General features: G+C 75.5%; 14 protein-coding genes and 1 pseudogene. 5 read left to right on the top strand and 10 right to left on the bottom strand.

Annotation, left to right across the window (positions count from 1 at the left end):
* The first annotated feature begins 236 nt into the window (after positions 1-236).
* The 4 genes from JKP76_RS23975 to JKP76_RS08380 all read left to right on the top strand — a co-directional run bounded on the left by JKP76_RS23975 (position 237) and on the right by JKP76_RS08380 (position 3,521).
* Positions 237-704 carry an arabinosyltransferase C-terminal domain-containing protein gene (locus JKP76_RS23975; protein WP_375335648.1) on the top strand — a complete coding sequence of 156 codons (468 nt, stop codon included), beginning with the start codon at positions 237-239 and terminating at the stop codon, positions 702-704.
* The gene (locus JKP76_RS23970; protein ID WP_375335647.1) at positions 665-1,060 is read left to right on the top strand and encodes a metal-sensitive transcriptional regulator; all 396 of its coding nucleotides are present in this window, start codon (positions 665-667) and stop codon (positions 1,058-1,060) included. Before JKP76_RS23975 ends, JKP76_RS23970 begins: the two co-directional genes overlap by 40 nt.
* Positions 1,061-1,133: 73 nt before the next feature.
* Complete coding sequence (locus JKP76_RS08385) at positions 1,134-2,510, top strand: rhodanese-like domain-containing protein (protein WP_200490416.1); 1,377 nt, start codon at positions 1,134-1,136, stop codon at positions 2,508-2,510.
* A 234-nt stretch (positions 2,511-2,744) separates the two neighbouring features.
* Positions 2,745-3,521: a sulfite exporter TauE/SafE family protein gene (locus tag JKP76_RS08380; protein WP_309229897.1), complete on the top strand. Its 777-nt coding sequence runs from the start codon at positions 2,745-2,747 to the stop codon at positions 3,519-3,521.
* Positions 3,522-3,525: 4 nt separating this feature from the next.
* On the opposite strand, the gene JKP76_RS08375 is transcribed toward JKP76_RS08380, so the two are convergent.
* From JKP76_RS08375 to JKP76_RS08365, 3 genes are read right to left on the bottom strand one after another with little or no spacing between them, the layout of a single operon-like run.
* On the bottom strand, positions 3,526-4,683 hold the full coding sequence (locus tag JKP76_RS08375) for an acyl-CoA dehydrogenase family protein (protein WP_200490414.1): 1,158 nt from the start codon (positions 4,681-4,683) through the stop codon (positions 3,526-3,528).
* A gap of 22 nt (positions 4,684-4,705) precedes the next feature.
* Entirely contained in the window at positions 4,706-5,185 is a 480-nt protein-coding gene (gene purE / locus JKP76_RS08370; protein ID WP_200491339.1) for a 5-(carboxyamino)imidazole ribonucleotide mutase, read from the bottom strand.
* A 34-nt stretch (positions 5,186-5,219) separates the two neighbouring features.
* Positions 5,220-6,431, bottom strand: coding sequence for a 5-(carboxyamino)imidazole ribonucleotide synthase (locus JKP76_RS08365; RefSeq protein ID WP_200490412.1), 1,212 nt, complete (start codon positions 6,429-6,431; stop codon positions 5,220-5,222).
* Positions 6,432-6,573: 142 nt separating this feature from the next.
* Between JKP76_RS08365 and JKP76_RS08360 the strand changes: the two genes are divergently transcribed.
* The gene (locus tag JKP76_RS08360) at positions 6,574-7,098 is read left to right on the top strand and encodes a GtrA family protein (protein ID WP_200490410.1); all 525 of its coding nucleotides are present in this window, start codon (positions 6,574-6,576) and stop codon (positions 7,096-7,098) included.
* Positions 7,099-7,126: 28 nt separating this feature from the next.
* On the opposite strand, the gene JKP76_RS08355 is transcribed toward JKP76_RS08360, so the two are convergent.
* The 7 genes and pseudogenes from JKP76_RS08355 to JKP76_RS08335 all read right to left on the bottom strand — a co-directional run bounded on the left by JKP76_RS08355 (position 7,127) and on the right by JKP76_RS08335 (position 14,583).
* Entirely contained in the window at positions 7,127-10,087 is a 2,961-nt protein-coding gene (locus JKP76_RS08355) for an AAA family ATPase (RefSeq protein WP_200490408.1), read from the bottom strand.
* On the bottom strand, positions 10,084-10,446 hold the full coding sequence (locus JKP76_RS20655; protein WP_309229898.1) for an exonuclease SbcCD subunit D C-terminal domain-containing protein: 363 nt from the start codon (positions 10,444-10,446) through the stop codon (positions 10,084-10,086). The genes JKP76_RS08355 and JKP76_RS20655 overlap by 4 nt, the downstream gene beginning before the upstream one ends.
* Complete coding sequence (locus JKP76_RS08350; protein WP_242471226.1) at positions 10,403-11,245, bottom strand: exonuclease subunit SbcD; 843 nt, start codon at positions 11,243-11,245, stop codon at positions 10,403-10,405. The genes JKP76_RS20655 and JKP76_RS08350 overlap by 44 nt, the downstream gene beginning before the upstream one ends.
* Positions 11,246-11,255: 10 nt before the next feature.
* The gene (locus tag JKP76_RS08345) at positions 11,256-11,585 is read right to left on the bottom strand and encodes a hypothetical protein (protein WP_200491439.1); all 330 of its coding nucleotides are present in this window, start codon (positions 11,583-11,585) and stop codon (positions 11,256-11,258) included.
* 88 nt (positions 11,586-11,673) lie between these two features.
* Positions 11,674-12,474: pseudogene (locus tag JKP76_RS23965) on the bottom strand (acyltransferase family protein); the annotation flags it as partial.
* Positions 12,475-12,521: 47 nt separating this feature from the next.
* Complete coding sequence (locus JKP76_RS08340) at positions 12,522-13,874, bottom strand: acyltransferase (protein ID WP_200490406.1); 1,353 nt, start codon at positions 13,872-13,874, stop codon at positions 12,522-12,524.
* A 142-nt stretch (positions 13,875-14,016) separates the two neighbouring features.
* Positions 14,017-14,583 (bottom strand): PH domain-containing protein, encoded by a 567-nt coding sequence (locus JKP76_RS08335; RefSeq protein ID WP_200490404.1) that lies wholly within the window; start codon positions 14,581-14,583, stop codon positions 14,017-14,019.
* Between the last annotated feature and the right edge of the window lie 98 nt (positions 14,584-14,681).

Raw genomic sequence — 14,681 nt, 5'->3', positions numbered from 1 at the left:
CATCCGCGAGCTGACCCAGCGGGAGGTGCTGGGGATGGGCCTGGCCGGGCGACCGGACGACGGCACGACCGCGGTCGCCGAGTACGGGGACGCGGAGGGACGCGTCCTGCAGGGGCTCGGACATCGAACTCGGCGACGAGGACGACGAGGACTCCGAGGACACCAGCGTCGGGGAGGGCAGCTGGACCCGCCGGCTGGTCGGCGCCTCGCGGGAGTTCCCCGAGGGGGCCGCGCTGGTGCGCTACCGGCTGACCGACCAGAACCTGACCGCAGGGGGCTGGCTGGCCGTGGCGGAGCCCTACCGGGTGGTGGGGCAGCCTCTGACCGAGCTGTTCGAGGGGAAGTCGGTGGCGCTGGACTGGCCGATCGGCTTCAACATGCCCTGCGTGGAGCCGCCCCGGGTGGCCGACGGGATGGTGGAGGCGATCGACCTGCTGGTCCTCGGGGACACATTCTCCGACGACCCGGGCCTGCTCATCGTCGACAACAAGGGCGGGGCCTACGGCACGGTGGACGAGGTCGCCGGGATCACCCGGTACCGCGGCTTCCTCCCCGACACCTCCGCGGACGTCACGTGGGGCGCGCTGGTCGAGCTCGACTACGACCTGCCCACCGACGCCTTCCGCGTCGTGGACGGCAGCCGCACGATCGCCGGCTGGGGCTGGTGGCCCGAGGCCGGCCCCGGCCCGTCCCCGGAGGACTGAGGGCGGGTCCGCCGTCCGCGGAGCAGCTGTGCGACGGCTCACCGCGGGTGACGGTTGCACATACCCCGGGGGGTATCCATGATGGAGATGTGGACATCCCCCAGGGCGAACTCGCCGACGTCGTCAAGCGGCTCAAGCGCATCGAGGGCCAGATCGGCGGCATCGTCCGCATGATCGAGGACGGCCGGGACTGCTCGGCCGTCGTCACCCAGCTGGCCGCCGCCTCCAAGGCGCTGAGCAAGGCCGGCTTCGCCGTCGTCTCCACCGGGATGCGCCACTGCTCGACCAACGAGGACGGCGAGAGCCGCGAGGTCGACCTGCGCGAGCTCGAGCGCCTGTTCCTCTCCCTCGCCTGACGGGCCGCCCGAGCGTCTGACGCTTTCATTTGCCTCGCAGATACCCCTGCCCCGTACCGTACAAGGAGCCGTCATGCAGATCGACATCATCGAGACCACCGGCCTCGGCGACCGCAGCTACCTGGTCAGCGACGGTGGGGTCGGCGTCGTGATCGACCCCCAGCGCGACATCGACCGCGTGCTGGCGTCGGCCGGGAAGCGCGGCGTGCGCATCGCGCTGGTCCTGGAGACCCACCTGCACAACGACTACCTGACCGGCGGCCTCGAGCTCGCCCGGACGGTCGGCGCGCGGTACGTCGTCCCCGCCGGGGACGACGTGGCGTACGAGCGCGTGCCGGCCGCCGACGGCGACGTGCTCGAGGCCGGCCCGATGCGACTGCGGGTGCTGCACACGCCGGGGCACACCCACCACCACGTCAGCTACGCGCTCGCCGACGCCGACGGCGCCGTGCAGGCCGTCTTCACCGGCGGCTCCATGCTGTACGGCTCGACCGGACGCACCGACCTGGTCGGACCCGAGCACACCGACGAACTCACGCACGCGCAGTACCACTCGGTGCGCCGGCTGGCCGACGAGCTGCCCGCCGGCACCCCGGTGTTCCCCAGCCACGGGTTCGGCTCGTTCTGCGCCGCCACCCCGACCAGCGGCGACTCCTCGACCGTCGGCGAGCAGGCCCGGGTGAACCCGGCGCTCACCCAGGACGAGCAGACCTTCGTCGACGAGCTGATCGCCGGGCTCACCGCGATCCCGGCCTGGTACGCGCACATGGGTCCGGCCAACGCCGCGGGCCCGGCGCCGGTGGACCTCTCGATGCCACGGCCGGTCGACCCCGCCGAGCTGGCCGAGCGGCTGGCCGCCGGCGAGTGGGTGATCGACCTGCGCAGCCGTACCGCGTTCGCGCACCGCCACCTGCCCGGGGCGCTGAACTTCGAGCTGGCGATCGCCACCTTCGTCACCTACGTCGGCTGGCTCGTTCCGTGGGGCGCGCCGATCACGCTGATCGGGGAGACCGCGGAGCAGGTCGCCGACGCCCGCCGCGAGCTGGTCCGCATCGGCATCGACCGGCTCGCCGGCGCGGCGATCGGCAGCCCCGAGGCCCTGGCCGCCGGCCGGGAGCCGGTCTCCTACCCGGTGAGCGACTTCGCCGGGCTGGCTGCGGCGATGGCCGCCGACCCCGACCTGGTCGTGCTCGACGCCCGCCGCACCGACGAGCGCGCAGGCGGTGGGGTCCGCGGCTCGCGGCACATCCCGATCCACGACCTGCCCGGCCGGATCGACGAGGTCCCCGACGGGGACGTGTGGGTCTACTGCGGCTCGGGCTACCGCGCCTCGATCGCCGCCTCCCTGCTCGCCCGCACCGGCCGCCGGCCCGTGCTGGTCGACGGCGGCTACGACGACCCCGGCACCGGCGCGGCCGCCGTCGGGCTGCACGACGCCTCCGCCCGCTGACCGGCTCCCCATCCCCCACCACGAGGAGAACCACCATGTGCCGAGCAGTTCCCTGCACGACCTGCGGCAGGACCACCTGGGCCGGCTGCGGCCAGCACGTCGAGCAGGTCATGGCCCGCGTCCCCAGCGCACAGCGGTGCCCGGGGCACCCCCGCCCCGAGCGGTCCGGGAGCTGGCTGAGCAGGCTCGTCAGCCGCCGCTGATGCCCGCCCCCGCCCCCGCCGGAGCCGCCCGGTGATCGCCGTCCCGGCCCTCCTCGGCCTGGTCATCGGCGCTCTCGTCGGGCTGCTCGGCGGTGGTGGCTCGATCCTCGCCGTGCCGGCGCTCGTCTACCTCGCGGGCCAGGACCTGCAGCAGGCCGTCGCCACCTCGCTGGTCGTCGTCGGCACCACCGCGGTGGTCGCGCTCCTGCCCCGGCTGCGAGAGGGGCAGATCAGCTGGCGGATCGGGCTGCTGTTCGGCGCGGCCGGCGCGGCCACCGCCTTCGCCGGGGCCGCGGTCAACCGGGTGCTGCCCGACGAGCTGACCCTCGCCCTGTTCGCCGTCCTGATGGTCGGCGCCGGGGTCCGGATGCTGCAGGAGAAGCCGGCCACCGGGACCGCCTGCGCGGTCGAGGGCGGCCGGGTGAACTGGCGCCGCTGCCTGCCGCGGACGCTCGCCGGCGGTCTCGTCGTCGGCTTCCTCACCGGCCTGCTCGGCGTCGGCGGCGGGTTCCTCATCATCCCCGTGCTGGTCCTGGCCCTCGGCCTGCCGATGCCGACCGCCATCGGCACGTCCCTGGTCGTCGTGGCGGTCAACTCCGCCGCCGGGTTCGCGGCGCACGCCGGCGAGGCGACGCTCGACGTGCCGGTCACCCTCGCCTTCACCGCCGCAGCCGTCGTCGCCGCCGTCGTCGCCGCACGACTCGGCACCGGGGTGGACACCGACCGGCTCCGCCGCTGGTTCGCCCGGCTGGTGCTGGTCGTGGCAGCCGTGCTCGCCGGCGGGCTCCTCGTCGACCTGCTCGGCTGAGCGGCTACTTCAGGAGGCTGCGGGCGATCACCATGCGCTGGACCTGGTTGGTGCCCTCGTAGATCTGGGTGATCTTGGCGTCGCGCATCATCCGCTCGACCGGGAAGTCCTGGGTGTAGCCGGCGCCGCCGAAGAGCTGGACGGCGTCGGTGGTCACCTGCATGGCGGTGTCGGACGCGAAAGCCTTGGCCGCGGCGGACACGCGGGTCACGTCGGGGCGCCCCTGCTCCCCGGCGGCGGCCGCGACGTAGACCAGGTGGCGGGCGGCCTGGATCTTCATGTCCATGTCGGCGAGCATGAACTGCACGCCCTGGAAGTCGCCGACCGAGCGGCCGAACTGCTTGCGCTCCTTGACGTAGGCCACCGACGCGTCCAGCGCACCTTGCGCGACGCCGACGGCCTGGGCGCCGATCGTCGGGCGGGTGAAGTCCAGGGTGCGCAGCGCGGTCTTGAAGCCGGTGCCGGGCGCCCCGATGATCCGGTCGGCCGGGATGGTGCAGCCGGTGAAGTAGAGCTCGCAGGTGGGCGAGCCCTTGATGCCCATCTTCCGTTCCTTGGGCCCGACGGCGAAGCCCGGGTCGTCGCGGTGGACGGCGAACGCGGAGATGCCGTTGGCGCCCTTCCCGGGCTCGGTGACCGCCATGACCGTGTACCACTCGGAGACGCCCGAGTTGGTGATCCAGGCCTTGGTGCCGTCGAGCACCCAGGAGTCGCCCTCGAGGCGGGCGCGAGTGCTCATGGCGGCGGCGTCGGAGCCGGCCTCCCGCTCGGAGAGGCCGTAGCTGATCATCGCCTCGCCCGACGCGATGGACGGCAGCACCGCCCGCTTCACGTCCTCGGACCCCGACAGGATGATCGGCATCGAGCCGAGCTTGTTCACCGCGGGGATGAGCGAGGCGCTGACGTCGACCCGCGCGACCTCCTCGATCACGATGCAGGTCGCGATGGCGTCGGCGCCCTCGCCGCCGTACTCCTCGGGGATGTGAGTGGCGTGGAAACCGGCCGCGGTCAGCGCGCGCTGCGCCTCGACCGGGTAGCGGGACTCGGCGTCGACCTCGGCCGCGTACGGCGCGATCTCGCGCTCGGCGATGTCGCGCACCGCCTCCCGGATCGCCTCGTGCTCCTCGGTCAGCGCGTACAGCCCGGCGGCGTTGTTACCCACGAGTAGATCGTAGGACGCGCTCCTACCGCTCGGAAGCGAGCCGCTCCTGCAGGGTGAGGTCACGGGCGACGACGGACTCGGCCAGCTCGGCCTGGAAGCGGGTCACCGCGGCGAGCAGCTCGGGGTCGCCGGCGGCCAGGATGCGCACGGCGAGCAGGCCCGCGTTGCGGCCACCGCCGATGCTGACCGTCGCGACCGGGACGCCGGCGGGCATCTGCACGATGGACAGCAGGCTGTCCAGGCCGTCGAGCCGGTCCAGCGGCCGGGGCACGCCGATGACCGGCAGCGGGGTGGCGGCGGCGATCATCCCGGGCAGGTGCGCGGCACCGCCGGCACCGGCGATGACCACCTTGAGGCCCCGCCCGGCCGCGGCCTCCGCGTAGTCGAGCATGCGGCGCGGGGTGCGGTGCGCCGAGAGCACGTGCGCCTCGTACGGGACGTCGAACTCGTCGAGCGCCTCCGCGGCCGGCTGCATCGTCGGCCAGTCGGAGTCACTGCCCATGACGATGCCGACCACGGGTTCGTCGCTGTCCACGTCAGTGCTCCTCTGCGAAGGCGAAGGCGGGGTCGACGACGCCGTCGGCCAGGTAGCGGGCCGCCGCGACCGCGCGGGCGCGGACCTCCTCGACGTCGTCGCCGAGCGCGGTGAGGTGGCCGAGCTTGCGGCCGGGCCGCTGGGACTTGCCGTACCAGTGCAGCTTCACGTCCGGCCAGTGCGCCATGAGGTGGTGGATGCGCTCGTCGAGGGGTGGGCCTGCCCACCCCGGCGCGGCGGCGGCCCCGCCGAGCACGTTCGCCATCACGACCACCGGCGCGGTCATCGCCGTGGAGCCCAGCGGGTAGTCGAGCACCGCCCGCAGGTGCTGCTCGAACTGGCTGGTGCGGGCGCCCTCGATCGTCCAGTGGCCGGAGTTGTGCGGCCGCATCGCCAGCTCGTTGACCAGGACGCCGTCCTCGGTCTCGAACAGCTCGACGGCGAGCATGCCGACGACGCCCAGCCGGTCGGCGATGCGCACGGCCAGCTCCTGGGCGGCGAGCGCGCGCTCCTCGGAGAGGCCCGGGGCGGGCGCGAGCACCTCGGCGCAGACGCCGTCGCGCTGCACGGTCTCGACCACCGGCCACACGGCGACCTGGCCGAACGGCGAGCGGGCCACCTGCGCCGACAGCTCGCGCACCATGGGCACCCGCTGCTCGGCCAGCAGCGTGCCGTGCCGCTCGAGCAGCCCGGCGGCCGCGGCGGCGTCCGCGACCACGAAGACGCCCTTGCCGTCGTAGCCGCCGCGCGGGGTCTTGAGCACCACCGGCCAGCCGGTGCCGGCGGCGAACGCCTCGACGTCGGCCACGCTCGCGACGCGCGCCCACGCGGGCTGCGGCTCCCCCGCCGCGGCCAGCGCCTCGCGCAGGACCAGCTTGTCCTGCGCGTGGACGAGCGCCGCGGGGCCGGGGGCGATGCGGTGGCCGGCCTGCTCCAGCGCGTGCAGGTGCTCGGTGGGCACGTGCTCGTGGTCGAAGGTGAGCACGGTGGCGCCGTCGGCCAGGTCGCGGAGCGCGTCCAGGTCGTCGTGGGCGCCGATCCGCACGTCCGCGGCGACCAGCGCGGCGGACTCCTCGGGGCCGGCGCTGAGCACCCGCAGCGACTGGCCGAGCGCGACGGCGGCCTGGTGCGTCATGCGCGCCAGCTGCCCCCCGCCGACCATGGCGACCACGGGGAGACCGGTGACGGCGGAGAGGGGCGCGGTACCTGGCATGGCGCGACGAGCCTAGCGGGCCGCCGGCACCCACCGGACGCGCCGGCGGCAGGCACCGCCCCGGCGCGCGCTGCGGCACGAAGCGGGGACGTGGAACTGGCGCGGACCGGAAATCGGGAGCGCTCGGCCTAGAATCCTCCGAGTGCGCTCCTCCTCCCCCTCTCCGGAGCCGTCCGGCAGCCGCCTGCGCCGGCGGCTGAAGGAGCTCGGCGCCTTCGGGGTCGTCGGCGGATTCGCGTTCGTCGTCGACGTCGGCCTGTTCCAGCTGCTCTACGGCTACCTCGACGTCGGCGCCGTCACCTCCAAGACGCTGGCCACGCTGGTGTCGATGACGGTGGCGTTCCTGGGGCACCGCAACTGGGCGTTCGCGCACCGCGACAAGACGACGATCCGCCGCTCGTTCACCCTCTTCACCCTCATCAACCTGGGCACTCTGGTGCTGGGCGCGGCGATCATCTGGTTCGTGCGCTACCCGCTGGACCAGGAGCGCCTGCTGATCATCCAGATCGCCAACATCGGCTCGATCGGGCTGAACAGCGTGGTGCGCTACCTGGCCTACCGCCGCTGGGTCTTCCCCGCGTTCGCCGCCGTGGACCCGGCCGGCACCGGGGACCCCACCCCACCGGCCGACCCGGCGCTGCCGACGGGGACCCGCGGCGCCGCCTGAGCCGCACCGCCCCCCTCCCCAAGGCGGCTCAGCTCGCGAGCCGGGATCCGTTCCGCCCCGGGACCACCTCGAGCCGGCTGGTGATCCGGGTGCGCAGCTCCTCGACGTGGCTGATGACGCCGACCGTGCGGCCGCCGCGGCGCAGCTCGTCGAGCACGTCCATCACCGCGTCGAGCGCCATCGGGTCGAGCGTGCCGAAGCCCTCGTCGACGAACAGGCTGTCGATCTGCACGCCGCCGCTCTCGGCGGTGACGACGTCGGCCAGCCCCAGCGCGAGGGCGAGCGAGGCCATGAAGCTCTCCCCGCCGGACAGCGTCTTCGTGGGCCGGCGGGTGCCGGTGTACTCGTCGAGCACCTCGAGGCCGAGGCCGCCGCGGGCACCGTGCCGGCCCTGGGCGTCGCTGTGCAGGAACGTGTACCGCCCGCCGGACATGTCCTGCAGCCGGCGGCTGGCCACCTCGGACACCTGCTCGAGGCGCGCGGCCAGCACGAAGGACTGCAGCCGCATCTTCAGCCGGTTCGCGCCGCGGCCGGTCGCCAGGTCGGCCAGGGCCGTCACCTGCTCGGTCACGGCGCGCTGCTCGTCGAGCTCGACCTCGGCCGCGGTGAGCTCGCCGGACAGCTCGTCGAGCCGGGCCACCCGGCGGCGGGCGTGCTCCAGCGTGGCGACGGCGGCCTCCCGCGCCGCAGTCGCCTCCCGGCAGCCGCCGGTGAGCGCCTCGAGGTCGGGGCGCTCCCCCAGGTCGGCGAGCTGCGGTTCGGCGAGGACGCCGGTGACGACGGCGAGCGCCCGGTCGTGCTCCTCGACCCGGCGGCCGAGCTCCTCGGCCCGGCCGGCCGGCAGCAGCGCCCGGGCGGCCGCGTCGAGGCCGGTGAAGCCGGCGGCGGCCACGCGGGACACGGCGACCGCCAGCGCGGCCTGCTCGGCCTGCCGGGCCCGCTCGTCGGCGGCGGCCGCCTCGACCTCGGCCTCGCAGCGCTCGGCCTCGCCGGTGAGCCGGGCGATGCGGGCGGGCAGGTCGGCGTCGTCCCCGCAGGCCTCGGCCAGCTGGGCGGTGACGTCGGCGAGCGCGGACCGGGCCGCCGCGAGCGTCGCCTCCTGCCGGCTGAGCTCCTCGCGGTCGGCGGCGAGTGCCGCCGCCGCGGCGTCCTGCTGGGCCCGCGCGCGCTCGAGCTCGGCGCGGGCGGTGTCCAGCCCGTCGGCGAGCAGCTGCGCGGCGCGCTGCTCGGCCCCGAGCGCCGCGAGGTCGGCCTCCTGGTCGGGCACCGGCTCGGTGCCGGCCTGCGCCCGCCGGGTGGCCAGTTCGCGCTCGGTCTCCGCGCAGGTGTCCCGCGCCGCGGTCCAGGCGACCTCCGCCTGCTCGGCGGCGCCGCGGGCGGCGTCCTCCTCGGCCCGCGTGACGACCGGGCCGCCGGCCTCCGCGGGCGAGGGGTGCTCGACCGAGCCGCAGACCGGGCACGACGAGCCGTCGGACAGCCCGGCGGCGAGCTCGGCGGCCATGCCGTCGAGGCGCTGGGTGCGCAGGTCGTTCCAGCGCTCGCGGGCGTCCAGCCAGGCCTCGCGGGCGGAGTCGGCGGCGGCGCGCCGGCCGGTCAGCGCCGTCTCGAGCGCCCCGGCGTCGCGGGCGGCCTCCAGGGCGGTCCGGCGGGCGTCGACGGCGGCGCGCAGCCCGGGCAGCCGGGCGGCCGCCTCGGCGGCGGTGTCGACGGCGGCCTGGTGCTCCTGCACGCGGCCCGGCCAACCGGCGAGGGCCCGCTCGCCCGCGGCGCAGCGGTCGGCCAGGGCGGCGAGGGTGCGCTCCCCCGCGGAGACGTCGCGCTCCAGGCGGGTGGCGCGGGTGACCTCGGGCAGCAGCGCGCGCAGCGCGGCCGCCTCGTCGCGGAGGGACCGGGCCAGCCCGGCGTCGGCCTCGCGCCCGTCGGCCACGGCCGTCCACGCGGTGCGCGCGGCCGCGAGCACGCCCGCGGCCCGCTCGGCTTCCAGCGCGGCGCGGCCGGCGGCCTCCAGCGCGTCGCGCACCGGCTCGGCCCGGCGCCCGGCGTCCAGCACCGCCCGCACCGGCTCGAGCTCCGCCGCCGCCGCGTCGAGGCGGGCCCGCTCGGCGAGCGCCCGGTCGCGGCGGGCGTGGCAGTCGGCGAGGGCCCGCGCCGCGACGAGCTCGGCCTCCCGGTCGCGTGCCCGCTCCCCCGCGGCGTCGGCCGAGGCCTGGGCGCGGGTGGCCTCCTCGGCCGCCTCGGCCCGGATGCGGCGCACCCAGGCGGTGACGGGTGACCCGGCCGTCGCGCCGACGAGTTCCGGGGCGAACTGCTCGGGGACGGTGACGTCGGCCGCGGAGGCCACCAGCGACACCAGCGTGCCGGTGCGGGCGCGGATGCGGTCCAGCGCCTCGCGGGCGGCCGTCCGCTCCCCGGCCAGCCAGTCCTCGACCCGGGCGAACCGGCCGACGTCGAACAGCGTGCGCAGCAGCCGGCCGCGGTCCTCGGGCTCGGCGCGCAGGAACCGCGCGAAGTCGCCCTGCGGCAGCAGCACGACCTGGCAGAACTGCTCGGCGGAGAGGCCGAGCCGGGTGCGCAGGTACTCCGAGCCCTCGTCGATGCGGGTGCTCACCGGCTCCCAGGCGTCGCCGACCCACCGCTGGAGGGTCAGCCGGGCCTGCTCGGTCGTGAACCCCTCGCCGCGGCGCTTGGGCCGCTGCTGCTCCGGGCGGCGGGTGACCCGCAGCCGCTCCCCGCCCAGCGTCAGCTCGAGCTCGACCTCGGTGCGGACGTCGTCGGCGGCGTGGTCGCTGCGCAGCCGCTTCTCCTCGCCGCGTGCACCGGGGACGGTGCCGTAGAGAGCGAAGACGACCGCGTCGAGCAGGGTGGTCTTGCCCGCGCCCGTCGGCCCCCACAGCAGGAACAGCCCGTCGCGGCCCACCTCGTCGAGGTCGACGTCGACCCGGGTGGCGAACGGCCCGAACGCGGTCAGCGCGAGCTGGTGGACCCTCATGCGGCGTCCTCGCGGGCCGCTGCCGCGAGCGCGCGGCCCAGCAGCTCGCGCTCGGCGTCGCTCGGGCCGGCGCCGCGGACGTGGTCGACGAACTCCTCGGCGACCTCGAGGTCGCTGCGGCCGCGCAGCCGCTCCTGGTAGCTCCGCCCGTCGGCCCCCGCGCCGGCACCGGTCCACTCCAGGTGCACGCAGTGCGGGAAGCGCTCGCGCAGCTGCCGCATCGGGTCCCCCGGGCGGACGGTGTCGGTCAGCCGCGCGGAGACGAAGTGCTCCTCCGCGGCCGCGTGCTCGGGCGCGGCCAGCAGCTCGGCGAGCTCACCGGTGAGGATCGAGAGCTGCCGGGGCGTCGGCAGCGGCACGGGCCGGACGTCGGCCAGGCCGGCCGCGTCGAGCTCGACCAGCCAGGCCTGCTTCTGCTGCCCCGCCTCGCCGAAGGAGTAGGCCAGCGGCGAGCCGCTGTAGCGCAGCCGCGGGGTGAGCGTCTGCGGCCGGTGCAGGTGCCCCAGCGCGACGTAGTCCACGCCGTCGAAGATCGCCCGCCGGCACCAGGTCCACGCCGCCGACGCAGATGTCCCGCTCGCTCTCGCTGGGCAGCCCACCGCCGACGAAGGCGTGCGCCAGCACCACCGACCGGGCGCCCGGGCGGAGGAAGAGATCGGCGCGGATGCGCTCCATCGCGGCGCTCAGCACGCCCTCGTGCCCCCGCACGGCGGCCTCGCCCCGGCCGGCCAGACCCAGCTCGTGCCGGGCCACCTCGGGCTCCAGGTACGGGATGCCGTAGACGGCCACCTCGCCGTGCTCGTCGGACAGCAGCACCGGCTCGTCGAGCGCCGGGGTGACCGCCCGGACGTGCAGCCCCGCGACGGCGAGCAGCCCGGAGAAGGTGCCCAGCCGGCGGGCGGAGTCGTGGTTGCCCGGCGTCAGCACGACCTGCGCACCCGCCGTCAGCAGCCGCCCGACCACCCGGTCGAGCACCGCCGTCGCGTCCGCCGAGGGGACCGCGCGGTCGTAGACGTCCCCGGCGACGACCACGACGTCCACCGACTCCGCGACGACCACCTCGGCCAGCCCGCCGAGCACGGCCTCCTGCTCGGCGAGCAGATCGGTGCCGTGCAGCGTCCGGCCGATGTGCCAGTCGGAGGTGTGCAGCAGTCGCATGCCGGCGACGTTAGGTGGTGGGTCCGACAGTTGCCCGCGCCGCCGGGAGCGGCGGCAGCGTGCGCAGGTCCAGCCGGCCCGTGCGGTCGTCGGCAACGGTCTCGACCGGGAGCAGCCGGTCCAGGCCCCGGACGACGAGGCGCCGGCCGGGCTCCTCGACGTACCGGTGCAGGCCGGCGGCCAGGCCGAAGCAGCCGAGGACGAGGAACGGCGCCGCCAGGGCCAGGCCGGGGCCCAGCACGTTGTGCTTGGCCGGGTCCTGCCACAGGACCGTCAGCAGCACGTCGAGCACGACGAAGTGGACGAGGTAGACCGCGTAGGAGATGCGACCCCCGAACACCAGGGCGCGGCCGGACAGCGCCTGCGCGAGGCCGCAGCTCGGTCAGCGCCAGGGCGGCCACCAGGACCGGGAAGAGCACGACGACCACGCCGACGTGGTCACCGCCCGCGCCCGGCATCGTGCGGCGCCAGCCGGCCCAGAGGATGCCGAGCAGCACGAGCAGCGGGATGACCCGGACGGCGCCGGCGGCGAACGGCTCCCACGCGGCACGGCGGGCCCGGCCCACCGCGAGCGCGGCGAGCGCGCCGGCGGTGAAGGCGCAGGCAATGCGCAACTCCCACGGCAGCTGCGAGTTGTAGGGGCCCTCCACGGCGGCGATCACCACGAGCGGCGACACGGCGAGCACCGACAGGACCAGCAGGACCGACGCCGGCAGCCGCCGCAGCGGCCGGAGCAGCAGGGCCAGCAGCGGGAAGGCGAGGTAGGCCGCCCACTCCACGCTGATCGACCACCCCGGCAGCACGTAGCTCGCGCCGGCCAGCTCGTCGCGGCCCCACATGTGCGTCATGGCCAGCTGGCCGAGCAGGGCCGGCGCGTCGACGGCGGGGTGCGGGTTGACCAGGTCCGCGGCCCAGCCCGCCTCCCGGATGGCCCACAGCCACCCGGCCATGGCCAGCGTGACGGCGGCCCACGCGGGCCACACGCGGGCGAACCTGCCGCCGACGAACCGGACCAGCGAGCGCAGCCGCGGGCGCCCGAGCTCCTCGGCGTAGGCCCGCGTGATCACGAAGCCGCTGAGGACGAAAAACAGCTCCACCCCCGTCCAGCCGGCAGCGGCGACCTGCCCGGCGAACGGGACGGCGGACAGGTAGGGCGCGAGCTGGTTCGTGAAGTGGAACAGCACGACCCAGGTGGCGGCGACCGCCCGGAGTCCGGTGAGCGCCCGGATCTCCGCGCGCGGGCTCTGCGGCGCGGTGCCGGCCGCGTGCCGGCCGGTCAGGACCGGGGCCCGACGGTCTCCCGCGCGCTCGGCCGGAAGGGCACGGCGGGCAGGGCGCGGGTCCGCGGGCCGCCGGCCGCCGCGCCGTGCACGGCGGCACCCCGGGGCACCGGGATGACCTCCGTGCCGGACGGCACCTCGACCGCCGGTCGACGCCGGACCAGCCGGGCCACGGCGCGGGCGCGGCCCCGCAGCAGCAGGGAGCGGGCGGGCACCTCGACGCCGTGGTGCAGCGCCATGGCCAGCAGCACCGACAGGACGACGGCGAACGGCGCGAGCAGCGCCAGCCCCGGGCCGACCACCCGCGTCGTGGGGTCCTGCCCCTGCCAGACGTAGGTGAGCAGGACGTCGAAGACCGGGTAGTGCACGAGGTAGAGGCAGTAGGAGATGCGCCCGCCGTAGACGACCAGGTCGCGGGAGAGCCAGGCGGCCGGTCCGCGGTCGGTGAGCGCGAACGCGCCGACCAGCGCCGGGAACAGGACGACGGAGATGCCCGCGTAGTCGTGCGCCGGGTCGCCGGCGCGGCGCCAGGAGGCCCAGAAGCAGAACACCACGAAGGCGACCGTGCAGGCGACGCTGACGGCGAACGCGAGCTGCTCGACCCGCGGGGTGCGGCGCAGCCCCAGGGTGCCGATGGCGACCAGCATGCCGGCGACGAAGCTGCACGCCAGGCGGTACAGCCAGGGCACCTCGGGGTCGAGGGGGCCCTCGACGAAGGCGGTGACGGCCATGGGCGTCATGAGCAGCGTGGCCAGGCCCAGCAGCACGCCGGCGGGCAGCCGGCGCAGCGGGAGCAGCAGGACGGCGAGCAGGGGGAAGGCCAGGTAGGCCGCCCACTCCGCGCTGATCGACCAGCCCGGCATGACGTAGCTCGGCCCGACGATCGAGGTGGCGCCCCACATCTGGGTCATCGACAGCTGCTCGAGGTACTGCCCCGGGCTGACCACGGGGTGCGAGACCCAGACGTCGGCGTAGAGGCCCTTCCAGCGGACGGCGAGGATCCAGCCGGCCATGAGCGTGGTGACCAGCGCCCAGACCGGCCACACGCGGGCGAAGCGGTTGAAGACGAAGGTCGCGGCCTTGCCGATCGTGAACCGGCCACCGACCTCGACGACGTAGCTGCGGGCGATCACGTAGCCGCTGAGGACGAAGAACACCTCGACCCCGAGCCACCCGGCGTCCAGGACCGGTCCCACCAGCGGCACCTGGTCCAGGTAGGGCATGAGGATCGGCTTGAAGTGCCCGATCACCACGACCATCGCGGCGACGAGGCGCAGGCCGGTCAGCGCGCGGATCTCCCCGCGCGGCATCGACGGCAGGTCGGCTGAGGTTCGGCTGTCCTGCGGCATGGAACGAAAGTAACGGCGCGATCACGCAGGGTTGAGCCGAAAAGATGACAAGTCGTTCCGCATTCTGGGCAAGGCTCGACAACGCCGTCCCAGGCGCACCACCCGCCACCGGCAGGGCGCCGAGCGGTCGACAGTGCTGCGGTCAGAAGTGCTGCGGCGCGGTGTCCCCCCGGCCGATGGAGTGCTCGCCGGCGTAGCGGGCGCTCTCCCGCGCCCGCCGGTCGGCGTCCTCCTCGATCATGTGGTTGAGCAGCTGCTGGGTGCCCTCGCTGTCCGGGATCTGCCGCAGCACGGTCGCCCCGCCGTCCCCCGCGGTCTCCACGGTGAGCGTGCCGGAGTTGATCAGCCGCTCCCAGAGCGTCTGCGTGTAGGAGACGTCGGTGATCCGCCCCAGCCCCAGGTCGCGGCCGCGGCGGGCCAGGATCCCCTCGCGGAACAGCAGCCGGTGGGTGGTGACGACGTAGTGCGTCGTCCGCCACCGGGCGAGCGGGACGGCGACGGTGAGGACGAGCAGCACGACGGCGACCGCCACGATCACCATCCGGTAGACGCCCTGCTGCCGGCCGTCGGGGACCAGGGCGGCACCGAAGGAGGCGGCGCCGACGATCAGCAGGAGGCGCACCACGGGCCAGAAGACGGTCAGCCAGTGCGGGTGCAGGTGGCGGACGACGTCCTCGTCCTCGGCGAGCAGCTTGTCCGGGTAGGGCATGCCGCCAGGATGGCGCAGCCCGGGCCGCCGTCACCGGAACCGCGGTGCGGTGTCGTGAGGAGTGGGGCCCGGAGGGTCCCGCGATCGAGCGACGGAGG

This window comes from Blastococcus sp. TML/C7B, from assembly GCF_016612845.1.
Lineage (GTDB): Bacteria > Actinomycetota > Actinomycetes > Mycobacteriales > Geodermatophilaceae > Blastococcus.
The sequence above is the reverse complement of the archived record's forward strand: the minus strand, read 5'-3'. Positions and strand labels throughout refer to the sequence as shown.

Excerpts from the sequence above, each read along its gene's own strand:
- purE (WP_200491339.1), bottom strand. The coding sequence starts at position 5,185 with ATGGGCAGTGACTCCGACTGGCCGACGATGCAGCCGGCCGCGGAGGCG.
- JKP76_RS08385 (WP_200490416.1), top strand. The coding sequence starts at position 1,134 with ATGCAGATCGACATCATCGAGACCACCGGCCTCGGCGACCGCAGCTAC.
- JKP76_RS08340 (WP_200490406.1), bottom strand. The coding sequence starts at position 13,874 with ATGCCGCAGGACAGCCGAACCTCAGCCGACCTGCCGTCGATGCCGCGC.
- JKP76_RS08365 (WP_200490412.1), bottom strand. The coding sequence starts at position 6,431 with ATGCCAGGTACCGCGCCCCTCTCCGCCGTCACCGGTCTCCCCGTGGTC.
- JKP76_RS08350 (WP_242471226.1), bottom strand. The coding sequence starts at position 11,245 with ATGCGACTGCTGCACACCTCCGACTGGCACATCGGCCGGACGCTGCAC.
- JKP76_RS08355 (WP_200490408.1), bottom strand. The coding sequence starts at position 10,087 with ATGAGGGTCCACCAGCTCGCGCTGACCGCGTTCGGGCCGTTCGCCACC.
- JKP76_RS08335 (WP_200490404.1), bottom strand. The coding sequence starts at position 14,583 with ATGCCCTACCCGGACAAGCTGCTCGCCGAGGACGAGGACGTCGTCCGC.